At 69.2% G+C, this 18,195-nt stretch carries 18 protein-coding genes; 11 read left to right on the top strand and 7 right to left on the bottom strand.

The window, feature by feature from the left end; translation table 11 throughout:
- Positions 1-21: 21 nt before the first annotated feature.
- Positions 22-1,776: a flagellar basal-body MS-ring/collar protein FliF gene (gene fliF, locus HNQ01_RS13610; protein WP_286180779.1), complete on the bottom strand. Its 1,755-nt coding sequence runs from the start codon at positions 1,774-1,776 to the stop codon at positions 22-24.
- 156 nt (positions 1,777-1,932) lie between these two features.
- Between fliF and fliE the strand changes: the two genes are divergently transcribed.
- Positions 1,933-2,259 (top strand): flagellar hook-basal body complex protein FliE, encoded by a 327-nt coding sequence (fliE, locus tag HNQ01_RS13605; protein ID WP_173805983.1) that lies wholly within the window; start codon positions 1,933-1,935, stop codon positions 2,257-2,259.
- A 100-nt stretch (positions 2,260-2,359) separates the two neighbouring features.
- Here fliE and HNQ01_RS13600 read toward each other — a convergent pair whose 3' ends face one another.
- From HNQ01_RS13600 to HNQ01_RS13575, 6 genes are all read right to left on the bottom strand, one after another.
- Complete coding sequence (locus tag HNQ01_RS13600; RefSeq protein ID WP_173805982.1) at positions 2,360-3,094, bottom strand: flagellar brake protein; 735 nt, start codon at positions 3,092-3,094, stop codon at positions 2,360-2,362.
- A 39-nt stretch (positions 3,095-3,133) separates the two neighbouring features.
- Positions 3,134-3,478, bottom strand: a complete 345-nt coding sequence (locus HNQ01_RS13595; RefSeq protein WP_173805981.1) for a flagellar protein FliT — start codon at positions 3,476-3,478, stop codon at positions 3,134-3,136.
- Between the two features lie 44 nt (positions 3,479-3,522).
- The gene (gene fliS / locus HNQ01_RS13590; protein WP_286180776.1) at positions 3,523-3,975 is read right to left on the bottom strand and encodes a flagellar export chaperone FliS; all 453 of its coding nucleotides are present in this window, start codon (positions 3,973-3,975) and stop codon (positions 3,523-3,525) included.
- 102 nt (positions 3,976-4,077) lie between these two features.
- A complete protein-coding gene (locus tag HNQ01_RS13585) occupies positions 4,078-6,078 on the bottom strand; it encodes an O-linked N-acetylglucosamine transferase, SPINDLY family protein (protein WP_173805980.1) in 2,001 nt (666 codons plus the stop codon).
- A gap of 132 nt (positions 6,079-6,210) precedes the next feature.
- Complete coding sequence (fliD, locus tag HNQ01_RS13580) at positions 6,211-7,671, bottom strand: flagellar filament capping protein FliD (protein ID WP_173805979.1); 1,461 nt, start codon at positions 7,669-7,671, stop codon at positions 6,211-6,213.
- A gap of 146 nt (positions 7,672-7,817) precedes the next feature.
- The gene (locus HNQ01_RS13575) at positions 7,818-8,657 is read right to left on the bottom strand and encodes a flagellin N-terminal helical domain-containing protein (RefSeq protein ID WP_173805978.1); all 840 of its coding nucleotides are present in this window, start codon (positions 8,655-8,657) and stop codon (positions 7,818-7,820) included.
- A 68-nt stretch (positions 8,658-8,725) separates the two neighbouring features.
- Between HNQ01_RS13575 and HNQ01_RS22440 the strand changes: the two genes are divergently transcribed.
- The 10 genes from HNQ01_RS22440 (at position 8,726) to cheY (ending at position 18,192) form a co-directional block, all read left to right on the top strand.
- Entirely contained in the window at positions 8,726-8,848 is a 123-nt protein-coding gene (locus tag HNQ01_RS22440) for a hypothetical protein (protein ID WP_286180773.1), read from the top strand.
- Positions 8,849-8,973: 125 nt separating this feature from the next.
- Positions 8,974-10,197: a tetratricopeptide repeat protein gene (locus HNQ01_RS13570; RefSeq protein ID WP_173805977.1), complete on the top strand. Its 1,224-nt coding sequence runs from the start codon at positions 8,974-8,976 to the stop codon at positions 10,195-10,197.
- 340 nt (positions 10,198-10,537) lie between these two features.
- Complete coding sequence (gene flhD / locus HNQ01_RS13565) at positions 10,538-10,861, top strand: flagellar transcriptional regulator FlhD (protein ID WP_173805976.1); 324 nt, start codon at positions 10,538-10,540, stop codon at positions 10,859-10,861.
- 38 nt (positions 10,862-10,899) lie between these two features.
- A complete protein-coding gene (gene flhC, locus HNQ01_RS13560; RefSeq protein WP_173805975.1) occupies positions 10,900-11,436 on the top strand; it encodes a flagellar transcriptional regulator FlhC in 537 nt (178 codons plus the stop codon).
- Positions 11,437-11,664: 228 nt separating this feature from the next.
- A complete protein-coding gene (locus HNQ01_RS13555) occupies positions 11,665-13,119 on the top strand; it encodes a glycosyltransferase (RefSeq protein WP_173805974.1) in 1,455 nt (484 codons plus the stop codon).
- Positions 13,120-13,453: 334 nt separating this feature from the next.
- Positions 13,454-14,281, top strand: coding sequence for a class I SAM-dependent methyltransferase (locus tag HNQ01_RS13550; protein WP_286180769.1), 828 nt, complete (start codon positions 13,454-13,456; stop codon positions 14,279-14,281).
- 56 nt (positions 14,282-14,337) lie between these two features.
- Positions 14,338-15,774 carry a hypothetical protein gene (locus HNQ01_RS13545; protein ID WP_173805973.1) on the top strand — a complete coding sequence of 479 codons (1,437 nt, stop codon included), beginning with the start codon at positions 14,338-14,340 and terminating at the stop codon, positions 15,772-15,774.
- Between the two features lie 134 nt (positions 15,775-15,908).
- Entirely contained in the window at positions 15,909-16,766 is an 858-nt protein-coding gene (gene motA / locus HNQ01_RS13540) for a flagellar motor stator protein MotA (protein WP_173805972.1), read from the top strand.
- Between the two features lie 48 nt (positions 16,767-16,814).
- Positions 16,815-17,759 carry a flagellar motor protein MotB gene (gene motB / locus HNQ01_RS13535; RefSeq protein WP_173805971.1) on the top strand — a complete coding sequence of 315 codons (945 nt, stop codon included), beginning with the start codon at positions 16,815-16,817 and terminating at the stop codon, positions 17,757-17,759.
- A 34-nt stretch (positions 17,760-17,793) separates the two neighbouring features.
- Entirely contained in the window at positions 17,794-18,192 is a 399-nt protein-coding gene (gene cheY / locus HNQ01_RS13530) for a chemotaxis response regulator CheY (RefSeq protein ID WP_173805970.1), read from the top strand.
- The last annotated feature ends 3 nt before the right edge of the window (positions 18,193-18,195 follow it).

Here is an 18,195-nt window from a genome sequence, read left to right as displayed (position 1 = left end):
ATTTCCTCGATTCGCTCGTGTTCAGTCGGCATCCGCGCCGTTGACCCAGCCGCGCAGGATGCGCGCCACCGCGGCCGGGTTCTTGCGGGCCAGATCCCTGACCTCGTTCAGGCGGCGGTCCGCGCTGGTCAGCTCCTCCGGGCCGGCCAGCGCCGGCACGCCGGAGCCGTCCTCGCCCGCGCCGGCATCGGTCAGCGCCGGCAGCTCCTCGACGTCGTCGACGACGGCATCGAGGCGGTTCTTCTCGCGCTCGAGCTCCTCGGCCTTGCGCATGTCGCGCAGCACCGGGCGGATCACGCCGAAGACCACCGCCATGCCCAGCGCGACCAGCGCCAGCGGCACCGCCAGCGTGCGCACCATCTCGAGCACCTGCGGCTGCTTCCACACCGGCAGCTCCGAGGTGTCGACCTGCACCGGACGGAAAGGCGCGTTGACCACCTTGACGGTGTCGCCGCGGTCCTTGACGAAGCCGACGCTCTCCTGCACCAGCGCGGTGAGCTTGTCGAGCTCCTCCTGCGACAGCGGCTGGCTGACCGGCTGGCCCTTCTTGTCGGTGCTGCTGCGGTGGTTGACGACGACCGCGACGGCCAGGCGACGCACCGTGCCGGTGGCCGCGCGCACGACGCGCACCGTCTTGTCGACCTCGTAGTTGGTCACCGCCTCGCGCCGGCCGGCGGCCGCGCCGGCGCCGCTGCCGCCGCCCATCGGCTGCAGGGTCTGCGCCGTGCCGTTGATCGGCGCGCTGGCGCCGGCCACCGGCTGGTTCGAGGCCGCGCCCGGCACGCCGCCGACCACCGCGCCCGCGCCGCCGGCGCCGTTGCCGCTCTCCGAGGTCTGCGCGCTGCGCACCGTCGCGGGCTGGCCGCCCTGGTTGGGCTTGAATTCCTCCGAGGTCAGCTCGGTCTGCGAGAAGTCGATGTCGGCCGAGACCTGGGCACGCAGGTTGTCGCGCCCGACGATCGGCTCGAGGATGTCGAGGATGCGCTTGACGTACATCTGCTCGACGCGGCCGACATGCTGGAGCTGGTTGGCGTCGAGCATGTTGGTCGGACCGTTGCCGTCCTGCGACTCCGACAGCAGCGTGCCGGTCTGGTCAAGCACGCTGACCGCACGCGGGCTCATCTCCGGCACGCTCGACGACACCAGGTGGATGATGCCGGCGATCTGCGCGCGGTCGAGCGTCTGGCCCGGGTGCAGCGTCAGCAGCACCGAGGCGCTGGGCTTCTGCTGGTCGCGGAAGAAGCCGTTCTGGTTCGGGATCGCCAGGTGCACCCGCGCGGCCTCGACCGCCGACAGCGCGGTGATCGAGCGCACCAGCTCGCCCTCCAGCCCGCGCTGGAAGTTCAGCCGCTCCTGGAACTGGGTCGTGCCGAAGCGGGCGCTGTCCATCAGCTCGAAACCGACCGACGAGCCCTTGGGCAGGCCGGCCTGCGCGAGCTTGAGCCGCACGTCGTGCACCTGGTCGGCCGGCACGAGTACCGCCGAGCCGCCCTCGCTGAAGCGGTAGGGCACGTTCATCTTCGACAGCTGCGCGACGATCGCGCCGCCGTCCTTGTCCGACAGGTTCGAGAACAGCACCCGGTATTCCGGGCGCGTGCTCCAGATCACCGAGGCGATGATCAGCGCCAGCATCGCCGCGACGCCGCCGGCCAGCATCGCCTTGCGGCGCGGCGGCAGGGCCGTGAAGCGCTCCGCCAGACGGGTCGGCCCGACCTCGAAGGTCGACTGGGGCGCCGCAGTCAGGGTGGTCGGGCTGCTGGGGAGGTCCATGTCCATGAATGAGTGGGCGCATGCCAGGACGGTCATGCCTGAACTGGATTATTCGGAGCGGCGCCCGACGCGATGGGTCGAACAGCTTCGCGAACTCCGGGTTCTTCCCTCCATGAACAGCGATGACGATGCGTACGATGCCGAAGCTGTGGAGGTATCCCCATGGACGTGAGACTCAAGCCCTTCGACTTCTCCCAGGCCCTGGCCCGAACCGGCGCGACCGGCGGCACGGCCGACCCGCGCGCCACCCAGGCGCCGGCGCGCCGGGAGGATTTCTCGGACGTCTTCGGCCACGCGCTGCGCACCGTCAGTGCCGCGCAGAACGCCGCCCACCAGCTGCAGAAGGAGGTCTCGCTCGACAGCTCGACGGTGTCGATCGAGGAGACGATGATCGCGATGCAGCGATCGAACGTCGGCTTCCAGATGGCGCTGCAGGTGCGCAACCGGGTGGTGCAGGCCTACAGCGAGGTGATGAGCATGCAGGTCTGAGTTCCGCGCGGCCGACCTCGGTACCGCAGGGCACAGGACAGAGGCCCCGGCAGCGCAGGCTGCCGGGGCCTCTGTCCTTCGGGAGAAGGGTCCGGGAGGCTCAGAGTGTCAGCAGACGCGAGCGGCGCTGGGTCTGGTCGATGTAGCGCTGCAGGTCGCGCTGCGCCGCCAGGTCCAGCCCGACGAGCTCGCAGCCGACGCGCAGGTAGCACGAGCCGATCGCCTCGGTGCGCGAGACATGCGAGACCCGCAGGCCGACGTTGAGCTGCGTGCCGGCGTCCAGCTCGAGCATCACGTTCGACAGCACCAGCCCGCGCTGGAACAGCTCCAGCGGCTCGGCCAGCATCAGCGCCACGCCGGTGTAGCTGAGGTCGATGATGCGCAGGTCGAGCTGGCGGCCCGGCAGATCGTCATGGCGCAGGCTCGCATGCGCCTGCCCGCGGCCGATCGGCCGCACTCGGTAGCTGCTGCGCCGCTGGAACCGGTAGAGCTCGCGCGGATAGGGCGCGTTCAGCACGCTGCCGGTGCGCCCGTGCACCAGCACCAGGTCCGGCACCTCGAACTGCAGCTTGACGTTGTCCAGATAGGCGGTCGCCGTGGCCTCGCCCGAGCCGATCAGGCGCTCGACCATCTCGGCCTTCGGGTCGGCGGCGAAGACCAGCATCTGCCGCGACGCGTCCTCGGCCCACAGCGAGGTGGCGTAGGACAGCCCCCCTGCCCCGCTCAGCGCGACCGGGATGTCGCCCTCGACCAGCTGGCGCAGCAGCGAACGGATCTCGATCTGCGAGCGCACCCGCAGCTCGCTGGGCTCGCCGCCCCGATCGGATGGATGCATGAATGTTCTCCCTGGAGAGAATCCGCCGGCCGTCAGCCGTCAGTGCAGGTTGTGCGCCGGATGGACGAGCATGTGGTCGAGATCCTCGAGCCACGGCTCGGCCAGGATGCGGATCTCGGCATCGTTGCGCAGGATGCGCTGCATGATGCGCGACTTGATCTGCACCTCGACGCTGTCGAGGCGGGCCTGGTCGGCCGCATGCTTGAGCTGGGAGATCAGCACCGCGCAGGCTCCCTCGAGCTTGACGACACGATCCCAGTTGCCGATGCGGGCCGCCTCCAGCATGTCGGAGCTGGCCTGCTCGATGGCCTCGTAGTAATGCAGCAGCGGGCTCTTGAAGCCGGGGTCCGGGATCGAATATCGGGCTGTGGCGGCTTTGGACATGGTGGGTCTGTGGAACGTGGTGCGACAGGCGCAGAGCGCCCGGATCAGGCCCCCGCCTTGTGCCCCACCTGCGGACCGATCTCGAGCCAGGCATCGCGGATCGGCCGGATCAGCCGGTCCGTTTCCTCGAGCAGGGCCGGATCGTTGCGCAGGTTGGCGAGCGTCAGGCGCGTGATCACGTAGCTGTAGAGCGCGTGAAGGTTGTGGGCCACTTCGCCGCCGGCCTCCAGGTCGAGGGCTGCCCGCAGGCCCTCGTCGAGAATGCGCACCGCACGCCCGATCTGCTGGCATTTCACCTCGGTCACCTTCGCCTGCATCGCCAGCTTCGCGCGCCCGACCGACTCGAGGAGCCCGTCGAACAGCATCAGCACGAGCTGATGCGGCGAAGCCGCAGCCACCTCGGTCTCGAGACCGACCTGGCGATAGACACTGGCGAACTGCTGCGCGCGACCGAAGGGAGATGACACCATGGCGGGAGAGAAGGCGCTGTGATACATGGCTGGGTTCTTCTCGGGACTGGAGGACGATGGCGGAACAGTCTTGTGCTCCGTTTATCGTCGTCCCCTCGCCCCGACTTGAAGGGTTGGCAGGGGGTGGATTCAGGACAGTTCCGGCTCGGCGGCCAGCGGAGCCGGCGGCAGGCCGGCATCCTGGCGCTCGACCATCCGCATCAGCAGACGCTCGAGATCGCGCGCGAAGCGCCGGCCGTCGAACAGGGGCGAGCGGATGCGGGCCTGCTCCAGACGCTGGCGCAGACGGGTGCAGGCCCCGGGCTCGGTGGCCAGGCGGATCGCCTCGGCGATGTAGCGATCGATGTCCGCGCAGGCCAGCTCCTGCAGGCCGAGCGTGTGCAGCAGGCTGCCGGCGACCCGCGAGGCGAAGCTGCGGCCCGTCATCGCCAGCACCGGCACGCCGGCCCACAGGGCATCGCTGGCGGTCGTGTGGCCACCGCACGGAAAGGTGTCGAGGCACAGGTCGGCCAGGGGCAGCCGGGCGCGGTGCAGCTCGGCGCGGATGAACGGCGCGAAGACCAGCCGCTGCGGATCGATGCCGCGAGCCTGCGCCTCGGCGCGCAGGCGCTGGCGCGCCGGCTCGTGCTCGACCAGCAGCCACAGCACCGAGCCCGGCACCGCCTGCAGGATCCGGCACCAGGCCTCGAAGACCTCCGGCACGATCTTGTAGGTCATGTTGAAGCTGGCGAACACGAAGCCCGCCTCGGCCGGCAGTCCGCACTGCGCCCGCGTCGGCGGCTCGGGCCGGCTGCGCGTGCTGTCGTTGGGCTGGTAGCAGTGCGGCATCTGGGCGATCCGCTCGGTGAAGTCGGGCTGGACCTCCAGCGGCGTCACGACCGGATCGCCGATGAAGTAGTCGAGGCAGCTCGCTCCGGTCGTGCCGGGATAGCCGAGCCAGGACACCTGGACCGGCGCCGGGCGATGGGCGACGACATCCATGCGCGCCCCCAGCGTGTAGCCCTTCATCTCGATCAGCACGCCGATGCGGTCATCGCGGATCGCGCGCGCGAGCTGTGCCGAGGTCATGTCGGCCGTCTCGCGCCAGCCTGTGGCTGCGGCCCGGATGCGACCACGCAGTGCAGAGCCGTCATCCGGCCCACCGGAATACATCCACAGCTCGAAGCGAGCCCGGTCGATCGACTCGAGGCATTCGGCGACCAGGATCGCCGTGGCGTGATCGTGGAAGTCCGTCGACAGCAGGCCGATGCGCAGCCGCCCGCCCGGACGAGGCACCTTCATGTCCGCCCGCCGCGGCATGTGGGCCACGCCGGCGGCCTGCTGGCGGAAGGTCAGGCGCGACGCCCAGTGCAGCACCTCGGGATCGTCGGTGAGCGTGATCAGCGGGAAACCATTGACGACCCCCGGCAGGGACTGGCTTTCGGTGCTCTCGACGCGCTGGATGCACTGCGCGAGACGGTCGAAGTCCTCGGCCAGACCGGCCCAGTCGCAGGCCCAGGAGCTGGCATGGGCCGCGCCCACCGCCGCACCGAGATCCCGCGGCTCGTCATCGAGCAGCATGCGATGGCACAGCGCCGCCTCGGCATGGCTGCCGTGCTTCATGAAGCCATGCGCCATGCCGAGCAGGGCCTGCCGGCGGATCGACCGGTCCGAACCGGCCAGCGCCAGCGCCATCGAGCAGGCCTTGACCGTGCCCTCGAAGTCGAACAGCTTGATGCGGGCCTTGGCCAGCGCCAGATGCCAGCGCGCATCGCGCTCCACCGAGGCATCGAGCGACTCCAGCACCCGGACCACCTCGGCATTGCGGTGGCGATCGAGCAGCAGGTCCGCCAGCAGCTGGCAGGTTCCCGCGCTGGAGCGGTCGAGCCGGAAGGCCTGCTCGAGATGGCGGATGCTGTCGTCGATCAGGCCCAGGGCATGCTCGCACTGGGCCAGCCGGGCCCAGTGGATCGCCTGCCCGGGCGACTGCCGCGTCGCAGCGAGAAACTGCTCGCGTGCCGCCTTCAGCTGGCCGCGGGACTGCAGTTCCTGTCCGCGATGCGAGGCTGCGCCGCCGGGGTCTCGACGACCGGGCACGCTGCGCCCCCGGTCCGACACGACCGGACGCGCATCGACAGAGGAAAGGCTCATGGGAATGCCTCTGAAAGGTGGAGTGACGACTGGACCGATCGAGTCTGTCACTTCCCCCGTCGAGGCATGGCCCGATAAGGCGTGCGTCACACGCCAGTTCGACGAGCGTCGCGATGGCGGCGGGTGCCGGGATCAGTAGTAGTAGGAGCGGCTCAGCGAGGTGGCCAGGTTGTTGACGGCGGTTCCCAGGGAATTGAGGTTGGACATCCGCTTGTCGAGCGACTGGTACTGCTTGTTCAACCGGTCCTCGATGCCGGTCAGCCTCAGCTCCATCGCGTCCTGCTTGTCCTGGTTGCGCTTGAGCTCGGTGCGCAGGCCGTCGGTGCGCGTCTGCAGCGCGCCATCGGTCCCCAGCACACCGTCCGCGTACTTGCGGAACCGCTTCATCACGCCGGTCAGCGCCGTCGTGCTGCCGTCGCCCCCGTTGAGCAGTTCCTTCACCTGGGTCGGATTCTCGAGTGCCGCATCGAGCTTCGACGACTTCAGCTCGAGCTTGCCGGACGCGTTGATCGACACGCCGATGTCGGACAGCCGCTTCAGACTCCCGCTGTCGCTGCCTCCGAAAGCCTCGAACACCATCTGGCGCATCTGGCTCTGGATGCCCACGGCCGTGCGGTCGGCCTGCAGCTTGCCGGCCGTCTTCGTCGCCGCGTCGTACTTCGTCTCGCTCTTGATCGTGTCGGACAGGCCGTTGAACGCACTGATGAAATCGTTGATCGCCGTCTTGACATCCGAATGGTCGGCCGCGACGGCCAGCTCGACCGGCGTGCTGCTGGTCTTGCTCAGCTTGATCGACAGACCCTCGATCGCGTTGTCGATCGTGTTCGAGGCCGAGCTGATCGACAGGCCGTTGATCAGCACCTGCGCGTTGCCGGCCACCTGGTTGCGCGACATCGGCGAGGCCGTGGTGGCGTCATAGGCCAGGGCCGAGAGCCCGGTGGCCGCGTTGCCGTCGTCGCTGGTCTCGTTGACGGCAATGCGGAAGGCATTCTCCTCACCTGTCTTCGTCGAGCGCAGCGTCAGCCGGGCCCCCGACGCATCGGTCACGATGCCGGCGGTCACGCCGGCATTGGCCTTGTTGATCTTGTCGCGGATCGAGCCCAGCGACGTCTCTCCGGCGCCGATGCTGATCGTGACCGGCGTCGCGCCCGACTTCGCGCTGAAGCCGGTCGGCGGCGTCCCCCCGGTCCAGCTGCCCAGCTCTATCGTCATCGACCCCTCCGACAGCGTCGCGCTGCTGCCCGAGAACACCGAGCTGCTGACCGTCTGCGTCGTCGCCAGCGCATTGACCTGCAGCGAGTGGGATCCCGCAGCCCCGCTCTTGCCGCTGACCGAGGTGACCGTGGCCACCGAGGCATCGGAGACCGTCGTGCTGGTCTGCCCCCACAGCGACGTCGAGTTGAAGGCGGCGGACTTGTCGCGCAGCGTCGACAGTGCGCTCTGGATCTTGCCGAACGACGAGATCTGGGCATTGATCGAGCTCTGCGTGCTCTGCAGCGTCTTCAGCGGCTGGCGCTCGATGGCCATCAGCTGGCTGACGATCGAGCTGACGTCGAGACCACTGCCCAGACCGGACGCGGTAATGGAAGCCATGAACACTACTCCTGAAGACTGAGGACGCTCGCGACGAGCTCAAGCACGAGCGCGCAGAACGGACGGGCCGATCTGCGCGCAGAGGGAATCGACAGAAGCAGCCCGGGCCTCGGCCCGGACCACCTGCTGACCCGGATCAGGCCGGATCAGCGCAGCAGCGACAGGACCTGCTGCGGCTGCTGGTTGGCCTGGGCCAGCATCGTGTTGCCCGCCTGCGAGAGCACCTGGGCCCGCGACAGGTTCGCCGATTCGACCGCGAAGTCCGCGTCGGTGATGCGGCCGCGTGCCGAGGTGATGTTCTCCTGGCTGGTCGCCAGGTTGGCCACCACGCTCTCGAAGCGGTTCTGCACCGAGCCCAGGTTCGAGCGGGCCGAGGTCACCTCGTCGATCGCGGCATCCAGGTTCGAGATGGTCGTCAGGGAGGCCTCGACCGTCGAGATCGAGGCAGCCGTGCCGGTGATGGCCGCAGCCATGCCGGTGCCTGCGGTCATGTCGCGCAGCGCGACCGTGATGCGGTCGGTGGCATCGGTGTCGGCACCGATCTGGAAGGCCATGTCGGTGGCCGCCGAGTTCAGCAGGTTCTTGCCGTTGAACTTGGTGCCTTCGAGCACGCGGCTGACTTCGGTCGCCAGCGCGGTGTATTCCTCGTTCAGGTTGGCACGGTCGCTGGTGTCGTTGGTGGAGTTGGCCGACTGGACCGCCAGCTCACGCATGCGCTGCAGCGACTCGCCGACCTTGCCCAGGGAACCTTCAGCCGTCTGGGCCAGCGAGATCGCATCGTTGGCGTTGCGCGAGGCGACGGTCATGCCGCGAACCTGCGAGGTCATGCGCTCGGCGATGGCCAGACCGGCGGAGTCGTCCTTGGCGGAGTTGATGCGCAGGCCGGTCGACAGGCGCTGCATCGAGGTGCTGAGAGAGCCGTTCGTCGACTGCAGAGCACGCTGAGCGCTCAGCGAGGCCATGTTGGTATTGATGGTGGTAGGCATGGCTACTCCAGTGAAGTCTGATGCTGATGAGCTGGTGCCGCTCCCGGCACCCGATCGGTTCCAAGCACATGAATCAGCTGAACCGTGCTGCTGTTTTCGTCGGCGTCATGCCGGACTTGAGAACGAACTGCACGATTTTTCCGGAGCAGTTCAAAAGCATGGGGCATCACAGCCCCGCAACCCCCTCTTGAGCGCAAGCACTCCACCCTTGCTTTGTCAACAACAGCACCAATTGGTACCGCTTTGAGCGCGCAAAAATGAAACCTTTGGTGATAGAAACGCCCGAACGACTCGCTGCATCTCCGGAGACCTCCTCATGCTCTATCTCGTCGCGGCCCGCCTCGGGCAGGACGTCCGCTGGATCGATGACCTGCCCGAGGGCTGTCATGTCCGGCTGTATCTCGACGAGCGCGATCTCGACGCGCTGGACGTGATCCGCCCGGTCGACGTGGTGCGCCTGCCCGGTCTCGGCCGGGCCAGCCAGGCCCACCTGCATCATCTGCTCGGCAGCAGCCTGGCCCCGGCGGCCGGCCCGGCGCCGGCCTTCACCGTCTTCTGCGACGGCGATCCGCTGGCGCACTCGCCCGCCTTTCTCGACCTGCTCGACCAGTGGACGCAGTGGGCCCCGGTGCAGCCCCTGGACTGCGCGACCGATCCGGCGCTGTCGACCGATCGCCGCGACTGGATCAGCGATCTTCCAGTCGAACCGGTGCGCTTCTGCCCGGCCACGCTGGGCACGCTCGGCCGGCCCGACGCCGCGGCCTGGCGGCTGGCCGCACGCTATCGACGCCGCCATGACCTGCCCGCGGACACGCCGCTGCTCGCGCATGCCCTGTCCTGGTGCGGCAGTCCCGAGCTCGCGAGTCTGGCGCGGCAGGCCGATCTGGCCCTGCGCCCGGCCGCAGGCCTGTTCGCGGTGCGACAGGACCGGCTGCTCGAGCAGGTGCGCCGCCACGCCGTGCTGCTGCAACAGGCGCAGGCGCGCACCCGCGACGACGCGCTTCTTGCGCAGCTCTGGGAATTCGCCTGGCTGCTGCTGTTCGGGCTGGAGCCCGTCCGGCTCGATCCCCTGCCCCGCCCGGCGCGCGTCGAGCCGGCCGAAGCCGATCCGCAGGAAATGCAGACGCTCGGGCCGGCCTTTGCGCGGGCCATGGCGGCAATCGACGCGACGCTGGCGCGCTCCGCGCCGCGGCAGTCCGAGCGGGCACCGCGACTGCGGCTGCCCGAGCCGATCCGCGAGACCCACCCCCGGAACGCCACGCCCTCCACCGCCGCCGCGGCAGCCTTCGGACAGGGCGACTTCGAGGGCGCGGCCCGCGCCGCGCGCCAGGCCCTGATGAGCGAGCCGGCCAGCGAGCCGCACCGCTTCATGCTGGCGATGGCCCTGGCCGCCCAGGGTCGCAGCGACGAGGCGCTCGACGAGTTCGACCGGGTGATGCGACAGGACCCCGAGCTGCAGGAAGGGGCGGCCGCCGCCCCTCGCACCGGCGACGGCACCACCGGGAGACCCCCGCAGGCCCCGCGCTGGTCGCGCGTCTGACGGGAAATCCTCACGCTTTTCCGCGAGACATGCGGATGACGAGACCCCCTTGAGCCGTCATCCAATCGAGACCTGCAGCACTTCCAGACCGTATCCGCAATCACGCGAAATCAACGAAATTTCACGATCCGGATACCTTGGACACACCATGACGCCCGTTTTTGTCGGAAGCAGGATGACAGCGCGTAGGAATCAGGCTGACAAGCTAACGGAATCAGGGTGACGCGAGGCACGGAAGAGGGATGATGTTCCCGCCCAGTTCGGATCTTCAGAATCCGCTCCATCGACAACCCGCCCCGCAGCAGCCGGGCACTGACACAGACACCGCCAGGAGCAAGCCATGAATTCCGACCAGATCCTCGCCGAAATCCGCGAAGCCAACCTGTCGTACCTGATGCTGGCGCAGAGCCTGATCCGCGCCGACCGCGAACAGGCCCTGTTCCGCCTGGGCGTCTCGGAAGAGACCGCCGCGCTGCTGGAGACGCTGTCGCCGGCACAGATGCTCAAGATCGCCTCGTGCAACACGCTGCTGTGCCGCATGCGCGCCGACGACGATCTGGTCTGGGGCCTGCTGACCAACCACGGCAAGAGCGCCGCCAACGAGGGCGTGTCGCGCCTGCACGCCAGCATCCTGATGGCCGGCCGCCACCGCGAAGCCGCCTGACCCCGGATCCGGACCTGCGACGCGAGGGGAACACGACCATGAAGACCAAGAGCATCCTCACCGAAGCCCGCCAGATCGAGCGCGCCGTCACGCTGATCAAGCTCGGCGCCCGCCTGCAGGTGCTCGAGTCGGAGACCGATCTCTCGTACGAGCGGCTGCTGCGCCTGTACAAGGAAGTCGCCGGCAAGTCGCCGAGCAAGGGCCAGCTGCCCTTCTCGACCGACTGGTTCATGACCTGGCAGCCCAACATCCACGCGTCGCTGTTCCTGAACACCCACGAATACCTGAACAAGGTGGCCGAGCTCGAGGAGATCGACACGGTCATCAAGGCCTACCAGCTCTATCTCGAGCAGACGCAGGCGCAGAACCTCGAACCGCTGCTGTCGATCACCCGGGCCTGGCGGCTGGTGAAGTTCGTCGACAACGGCATGCTGACGATGACGAAGTGCTCCAAGTGCGGCGGCAGCTTCGTCACCCATCCGCACGAGATCGCCAAGCACTTCGTCTGCGGCCTGTGCAACCCGCCGGCGCGCGCCGGCAAGGGCAAGGCCAGCGGGTCGCTGCAGCTGCACTGATCGATCCGCCCCACTGATCCCTGATTCTTGTCTCCTCCCTTGCACCTCGAGCGGTGCAGTTCGGGGCCCGGTCATGCCGGGCCCTTTTTTCTTGTCTTCCGGCTCGCCCCCGAAATGAACAGAAGCGCAGAAAAAGCTCAGGTCATGCCCGGATGAGCCGACAGGCGCGCGTGATCCACTCGTCGCGTTGAGGCGTCCCGGCGGACGCCATCCGAGCGGAGTGAGAACATGACGGCCACCATCTACATCTCGGGGCGGAACTGCGCCCGCTACGTGACGCGCAGCCTGCTGAGCCTGACGCGCCAGACCTGGCAGGACTTCCATGTGGTGTTCGTCGACGATGCCTCGACGGACGACACGGCCGCACAGGCCCGCGAGGTGCTGTCGCGCCATTTCGCCGGCCGCCATCGGCTGGTGGTCAACCCGGCGCCGCAGGGCAAGGCCGCCAACGCCTTCGAGCTGCTCGGCCGCGACGGCAGCGAATTCACCGCCATCCTGGACGCCGACGACGAGCTGATCCACGACGGCGCGCTGGCCCAGATGGCCGACGCCTATGCACGCGGCTACGACATCGTCTGGACGCAGTACGTCACTGACGACGGTCGCCGCGGCGGCAACGGGCCGCTCGATCCGACCCGGGCGCCACGCGGCCAGCGCTGGCTGACCAGCCATTTCTTCAGCTTCCGCACCGAGCTGTTCGCGCAGGTGCCCGCCACGATGCTGCAGGACGACGAGGGTCGCTGGCTGCAGTGCGCCTGCGACTTCGCGATCGCCTTCCCGCTGCTCGACCAGACCCGCCGCTACCTGCATCTGCCGATCGAGGCCTACCGCTACACCGCCAGCAATCCGCAGTCGCACCACAACCAGGCCGGACCGTCGCAGGCGCTGAGCTCGCCGGCCCAGCAGGCCAGCGCGAAGCTGGTGCTGTCGCGGCCAGCCCTGCCCTGTACCCGGCCGCTGGAGACGCATCCGGACAGCCTGATCCAGCTGACGCAGCGACTGCAGGCCGCCCAGACCGCTCGCGCCGAGCAGATCGCCCGCAGCACCGAGCAGCGCCTGGCGCGGATGCCGTTCCGGACCCTGGCGCTGCAGAGGCTGGTCCAGCAGGAAAAGGTGCCTGCCGCCTGGCTCGGAGATGCCGGCGGCTGGGCACTCGATGCGGAGTTCCTCTCGCACATGATCGATGTGCTCGACCGCCATCCGCAGCCCCGGGTGCTCGAGTTCGGCTCCGGCCGCGGCTCGAAGATCCTGGCCACGCTGATCGCCAGCCGCGGCGGCAGCCTGCACTCGATCGAGCACGATGCAGTCTGGGCCGAGCGCACCGGCCAGGACTTCGAGCGCCATGGTCTGGCCGCACACGCCCGGGTGCTGCACTGCCCGCTGGTCGAGGTGAGCTTCTTCGAGCAGCCCGGCCGCTTCTACGACCTGTCGGGCCTGGACCCCGAACTGCGCTTCGACGTGGTGATCATCGACGGCCCGCCGGCCCAGACCTGCAGGCTCGCGCGCCTGCCCAGCCTGGCGGCGATCGCACCCCAGCTCGCGCCGACCGGCTTCCATATCCTGCTCGACGACTACGAGCGGCCGGAGGAGCAGCAGATCGTCGAGATCTGGAAGAAGATCGTGCCCGACCTGAACTACGAGCGCCTGGACTTCGACAAGTCGGTCTGCCAGATCACGTCATGACGCCAGGCCCGGCGTGAAGAAGCCCGCAAACACGCCTCGCCCTTTTCAGGTTCCCTCAAGTCGGGACACCCGAAGTCGAAACACCCTGCAGGCGGTACGGTTCTGAGCGAGCTCCGCACCGCTTGTTAGCCGTGACGTTTGCCAGTCTCCTCCGGTGTTCGGCGCACCGTTCCACGGACCCGTGCGATTGCCCGGGTCCGTTTTTTCTTGCGCCCCCCAATAACGGCGGCTTCCCGGCTCTCCATCGGGGAGTGTCTCGCGGGCACGCCATCTACTCTCGGCCATGCCGCGGAAGCGGCCTGCCACCCCTTCGCGCATTCCCGGAGCCTGCCCGATGTCCGCTCTGCCTGACCTGTCCCGCCGTCACAAGCGACGGCCCGCCGCCCCTCGGGATCGGGCCTCCCGTCAGGGAGAAGATCTCGTCGAGGTCACTCCACGCCGCACCCTGCCCTGGCCCCTGCCCGCCCTGCTCGCCTGGGCGCTGGCCTGGAGCCTGTGGGAGACTGCGCGTGCGAACGCGCTGCCGCCGCCGGCCGGCTTCGTGCTCGCGACGCTGTCGGCGGGGCTGCTGGCACTGGGCTCGCGCACGCGCTGGCGCCTGCTGATCACGCTCGGGGGCTTCCCGCTGTCGTTTGCGCTGTCCGGTCTGGCGCAGGGGCTGCCGCCGGCGCTGTGGCTGCTGCCGCTGGCGCTGCTGGCCGCCGCCTACCCGCTGCGGGCCTGGCGCGATGCGCCGCTGTTCCCGACCGAGGCCGATGCGCTCGAGGGCCTGGAGACGCTGGTGCCGCTGCCGCCGATGGCGCGCGTGCTGGATGCCGGCTGCGGCCTCGGCCATGGCCTGCAGGCGCTGCAGCGCCTCTGGCCGGACGCGCAGCTCGAGGGCATCGAGTGGAGCTGGCCGATCCGTCTCGCCGCCGGCCTGCGCTGCCCGTGGGCGTGCATCCGCCAGGGCGACATGTGGGCCGCCTCCTGGGCCGAGCATGACCTGGTCTACCTGTTCCAGCGCCCCGAGAGCATGAACCGCGCCGCCGAGAAGGCGCTGGCGGAAATGCGTCCGGGCAGCTGGCTGGTCAGCCTGGAGTTCGACGTGCCCGGCATGCGCCCGCACGCCCGCCTGCAGCGCGAGGGCCACCGCCCGGTCTGGATCTACGCGATCCGCTGATCGGGCTGCGTTTGCACGCGGCCCGAATCCCCTTCCCCCGCCCGTCAAGAACCCGCATGTCGATGTCCCTGCCCGACGCCACGCTGGCGCGCCCGCGCGCGCCGGCAGCCCCCGCCTCCCTCGCCAGGATCGAGCTGCGCCGTCCCGAGCCGCCCGCCGACCCGGTCCGCCCGCCCGATGGCCGCTGGCTGGCGGTGCTGCCGGCCGCGCGCCAGGTGCTCGCGGTCGGCGCGGACGCCGCGATGCTCGCGCCCTGGCATCGCCAGCACCATCCCCAGGCGCAGTGGCAGGCGCTGCCGCTGCCTGCGGGCGGCGACCTGACGGCGCTGCCGCTGCCGCCTGCCGGCTCGGTCGACCTGCTGCTGCTGTCGCCGGGCTTCTTCGCGCTGACCGATGCCGACCGCTGGCTGGCGCGGCTGGGCGAGTGCTGCGCGCCCGGTGCCCGGCTGAGCCTGGCGCTGGACAACGGCTGCACGCTCGAGCGCATGGCCCGGCTGCTGGAGGCCGGCACCGCCGCCGCAGGCGACCCGCAGCACGATCCGGCGCGCGCCCACGCACCGGCCACCGTCTACAAGCTGCTGCTCGATGCCGGCTGGCTGCCGCACCTGGCTGCGCACGAGCCGGTCGAGACTGCCGACCCGGCCTTCGCGCAGGGCGTGCGCCAGCTCGCCGGCCTGCTCGGCCTGGGCGAGGGCTGCGTCGACGAGGTGCACCGGATGCGCCGGCTGCATGTGCTGGCCCGCCGCGACGACGAGGGCCGGGCGGCGGCAGCGCGGCCGCCGCGCGCGAATGCGCCCTTCGCCGTCGTCGTGCCCACCACCGACGAGGCGCAGCTGCGCGCCAACGTGCTGGCCTCGCCGGGGCTGCGCGAGGTCAATGCGCGCATCGCGGTGTGCCGCGGCGCCGCCAGCCCCGGCGACGCGATCGTGCAGGCCGAGGCGGTCTGCGAGGCCGAGTGGCTGCTGCTGTGCCACCAGGACGTGTACTTTCCGCCCGGCTTCGGCCAGCGCCTGGCCGACGAGCTCGACGCCATCCCGGCCCGCGAGCGCCGGCACACGCTGCTGGGCTTCATCGGCGTCGGCGTCGATGCGCAGGGCCAGCGGCTGATGCGCGCCGGCCAGGTCATCGACCGGCTGATCCACATGGACCATCCCGGCTCGGGCGTGGCGCTGTCCTTCGACGAGGTCGCCATCGTCGTCTCGCGCGACTCGATCCATCGCGCCGCGCCGGAGATGGGCTGGCACCTCTGGGCCACCGACCTGTGCCTGACCGCGATCTCGCGGCACCGGGTCATGCCGCGGCTGCTGTCGCTGCCGCTGTTCCACAACTCGCGCACCGGCTGGAGCCTGCCCGAGGCCTTCGTCGACTCGGCCGAGCGGCTGATCGCGCGCCATCCGGCCTTCGCGCCGATCCACACGCTGTGCGCGACGCTGACGCCGGAGTTCGTCGCCAGCCGGCGCACGCTGACGGCGTCGGACGCGCCTGCGGCCTGAAGCCACCCTCTTTTGCCGATCTTGCCCGTCTCAAGTGACCCGGGACGGCTCCGATATGCAAATCACGTCCGCGGCCCGGAACGGCTCCCTGAGGAGCACTCCGGACCGCGGCCTCCACACGGGAGTCAGGTTCCATGTTCGTCATCATCGGATGGCTGGTCGCCATCGGCTGCATCTTCGGCGTCTTCATCGCGCACGGCGGCAACATCGGCGTGGTGCTGCACGCGCTGCCCTTCGAGCTGATCACCATCTTCGGTGGTGCGCTCGGCGCCTTCGTCGCCAACAACCAGACCAAGGTGCTCAAGGCCACCGGCAAGGGCCTGGGCGCGTGCTTCAAGCCGTCGAAGTACTCGAAGGCCCGCGCGATGGAGCTGCTGGCGATGATGTACGAGATCCTGCAGAAGACCCGCAAGGAGGGCCTGATGTCGATCGAGAAGGACATCGAGGATCCGCACAGCTCGGCGCTGTTCCAGAAGTTCCCGGTGGTGGGCAATGACCACCATGTGACCGAGTTCGTCTGCGACTACCTGCGCATGATGGTCTCGGGCAACCTCAACGCCCACGAGATCGAGTCGCTGATGGACACCGAGCTGGAGACCCATCACCACGAGGCCCACGCGGCCGCGGCCGCCATCGCCCGCCTGGCCGGCGCCCTGCCCGCCTTCGGCATCGTGGCGGCCGTGCTGGGCGTGGTCAACACCATGGGCTCGGTCGGCCAGCCGCCGGCGGTGCTGGGCGGCATGATCGGCTCGGCGCTGGTGGGCACCTTCCTGGGCATCCTGCTGGCCTACGGCTTCGCCGAGCCGCTGGCCGGCCTGCTCGAGCAGAAGATCGACGAGGACGGCAAGGAGCTGCAGACCATCAAGACCGTCCTGATGGCCTCGATGCAGGGCTACGCGCCGCAGATCGCCATCGAGTTCGGCCGCAAGGTGCTGTACTCGACCGAGCGTCCGACCTTCTCCGAGCTCGAGCAGCACGTCAAGAAGAAGTGATGGCGATGCGGACCGCGATCCTCCTCCGCATGTTCACGGGAGCAGGCCATGGCCGGTGATTCCAAGAAACTGCAGCCGATCATCGTCAAGAAGATCAAGAAGGGCGGCCACGGCGCCCACGGCGGCGCGTGGAAGATCGCCTATGCCGACTTCGTGACGGCGATGATGGCCTTCTTCCTGCTGATGTGGCTGCTCGGCTCGACCACCGAGGGCGACAAGAAGGGCCTGCAGGACTACTTCCAGTCGCCGCTGAAGATCTCGCTGCTGGGCGGCGGCTCCGGCGCGGGCGACGCCTCCTCGGTCGTCAAGGGCGGGGGCACCGACCTGACGCACACCAACGGCCAGGTCCGCAAGGGCGACATCGAGGCCGAGAAGAAGACCTTCAACCTGCAGGCCCTGAAGGCCACCCAGGCCCAGGCCGAGCAGGAGCGGCTGCACGCGCTCAAGCAGCGTGTCCAGACCGTCATCGACGCCTCGCCGCAGCTGCGCTCGCTGAAGTCGCAGGTGCGCCTGGACATGACGCGCGACGGCCTGCGCATCCAGATCGTCGACGACCAGAAGCGGCCGATGTTCGACAGCGGCTCCGACCAGGTCAAGAACTACATGCGCGACGTGCTGCGCGCCATCGGCGGCGTGCTGACCGAAGTGCCCAACCGGCTGACGCTGGAGGGCCACACCGACGCCACGCCCTTCCCCGGCGGCGTGGCCGGCTACAGCAACTGGGAACTCTCGAGCGACCGCGCCAACGCCTCGCGGCGCGAGCTCGTCGCCGGCGGACTGCATGACGACCGGGTCCTGCGGGTGCAGGGCCTGGCCGCCAGCATTCCCTTCGACAGGCAGGACCCCTTCAACCCGGTGAACCGGCGCATCAGCCTGATCGTGATGACGCGCGAAGCCGAGGAACGCGTCTTCTCGTCGACCGACGTGGCCCCCGCCCCGGGCGAGGACCTCTCGGCCTCCTCCCCCTCAAGTCCGGCGTCCGCCGGTCGATAAACCTCCCGCGGCCCCTCCAGCACAAGGACTCGTCATGCCTTCCTATTCCGACCTTCGCTACCTTGTCGTCGACGACTTCTCCACGATGCGGCGCATCGTGCGCGGCCTGATCAAAGAGATGGGCGGCCAGTTCATCGAGGAAGCCGAGGACGGCGTCAACGCGCTGCAGGTGCTGCGCGCGAACAAGATCGACTTCGTCGTCAGCGACATCAACATGCCCAACATGGACGGCTTCGAGCTGCTCACGCAGATCAAGCAGGATCCGGCGCTCTGCCACATCCCGGTGCTGATGGTGACGGCCGAGGCGCGCAAGGAAGACATCGTGCGCGCGGCGCAGATCGGCGCGGCCGGCTACATCGTCAAGCCCTTCACCAAGGCAACCCTGGAAGAGAAGCTGTCGAAGATCATCCAGCGCATGACCGTGGCGGCCTGAGGC

The sequence above is a fragment of the Sphaerotilus uruguayifluvii genome, assembly GCF_013294065.1.
GTDB lineage: Bacteria > Pseudomonadota > Gammaproteobacteria > Burkholderiales > Burkholderiaceae_C > Sphaerotilus > Sphaerotilus uruguayifluvii.
The sequence above is the reverse complement of the archived record's forward strand: the minus strand, read 5'-3'. Positions and strand labels throughout refer to the sequence as shown.

Excerpts from the sequence above, each read along its gene's own strand:
- fliF (WP_286180779.1), bottom strand. The coding sequence starts at position 1,776 with ATGGACATGGACCTCCCCAGCAGCCCGACCACCCTGACTGCGGCGCCC.
- HNQ01_RS13600 (WP_173805982.1), bottom strand. The coding sequence starts at position 3,094 with ATGCATCCATCCGATCGGGGCGGCGAGCCCAGCGAGCTGCGGGTGCGC.
- flhD (WP_173805976.1), top strand. The coding sequence starts at position 10,538 with ATGAATTCCGACCAGATCCTCGCCGAAATCCGCGAAGCCAACCTGTCG.
- motA (WP_173805972.1), top strand. The coding sequence starts at position 15,909 with ATGTTCGTCATCATCGGATGGCTGGTCGCCATCGGCTGCATCTTCGGC.
- fliD (WP_173805979.1), bottom strand. The coding sequence starts at position 7,671 with ATGGCTTCCATTACCGCGTCCGGTCTGGGCAGTGGTCTCGACGTCAGC.
- HNQ01_RS22440 (WP_286180773.1), top strand. The coding sequence starts at position 8,726 with ATGAATCAGCTGAACCGTGCTGCTGTTTTCGTCGGCGTCATGCCGGAC.
- HNQ01_RS13550 (WP_286180769.1), top strand. The coding sequence starts at position 13,454 with ATGTCCGCTCTGCCTGACCTGTCCCGCCGTCACAAGCGACGGCCCGCC.
- HNQ01_RS13595 (WP_173805981.1), bottom strand. The coding sequence starts at position 3,478 with ATGTCCAAAGCCGCCACAGCCCGATATTCGATCCCGGACCCCGGCTTC.
- cheY (WP_173805970.1), top strand. The coding sequence starts at position 17,794 with ATGCCTTCCTATTCCGACCTTCGCTACCTTGTCGTCGACGACTTCTCC.
- HNQ01_RS13555 (WP_173805974.1), top strand. The coding sequence starts at position 11,665 with ATGACGGCCACCATCTACATCTCGGGGCGGAACTGCGCCCGCTACGTG.
- HNQ01_RS13585 (WP_173805980.1), bottom strand. The coding sequence starts at position 6,078 with ATGAGCCTTTCCTCTGTCGATGCGCGTCCGGTCGTGTCGGACCGGGGG.
- HNQ01_RS13570 (WP_173805977.1), top strand. The coding sequence starts at position 8,974 with ATGCTCTATCTCGTCGCGGCCCGCCTCGGGCAGGACGTCCGCTGGATC.
- fliE (WP_173805983.1), top strand. The coding sequence starts at position 1,933 with ATGGACGTGAGACTCAAGCCCTTCGACTTCTCCCAGGCCCTGGCCCGA.
- flhC (WP_173805975.1), top strand. The coding sequence starts at position 10,900 with ATGAAGACCAAGAGCATCCTCACCGAAGCCCGCCAGATCGAGCGCGCC.
- motB (WP_173805971.1), top strand. The coding sequence starts at position 16,815 with ATGGCCGGTGATTCCAAGAAACTGCAGCCGATCATCGTCAAGAAGATC.
- fliS (WP_286180776.1), bottom strand. The coding sequence starts at position 3,975 with ATGTATCACAGCGCCTTCTCTCCCGCCATGGTGTCATCTCCCTTCGGT.
- HNQ01_RS13545 (WP_173805973.1), top strand. The coding sequence starts at position 14,338 with ATGTCGATGTCCCTGCCCGACGCCACGCTGGCGCGCCCGCGCGCGCCG.
- HNQ01_RS13575 (WP_173805978.1), bottom strand. The coding sequence starts at position 8,657 with ATGCCTACCACCATCAATACCAACATGGCCTCGCTGAGCGCTCAGCGT.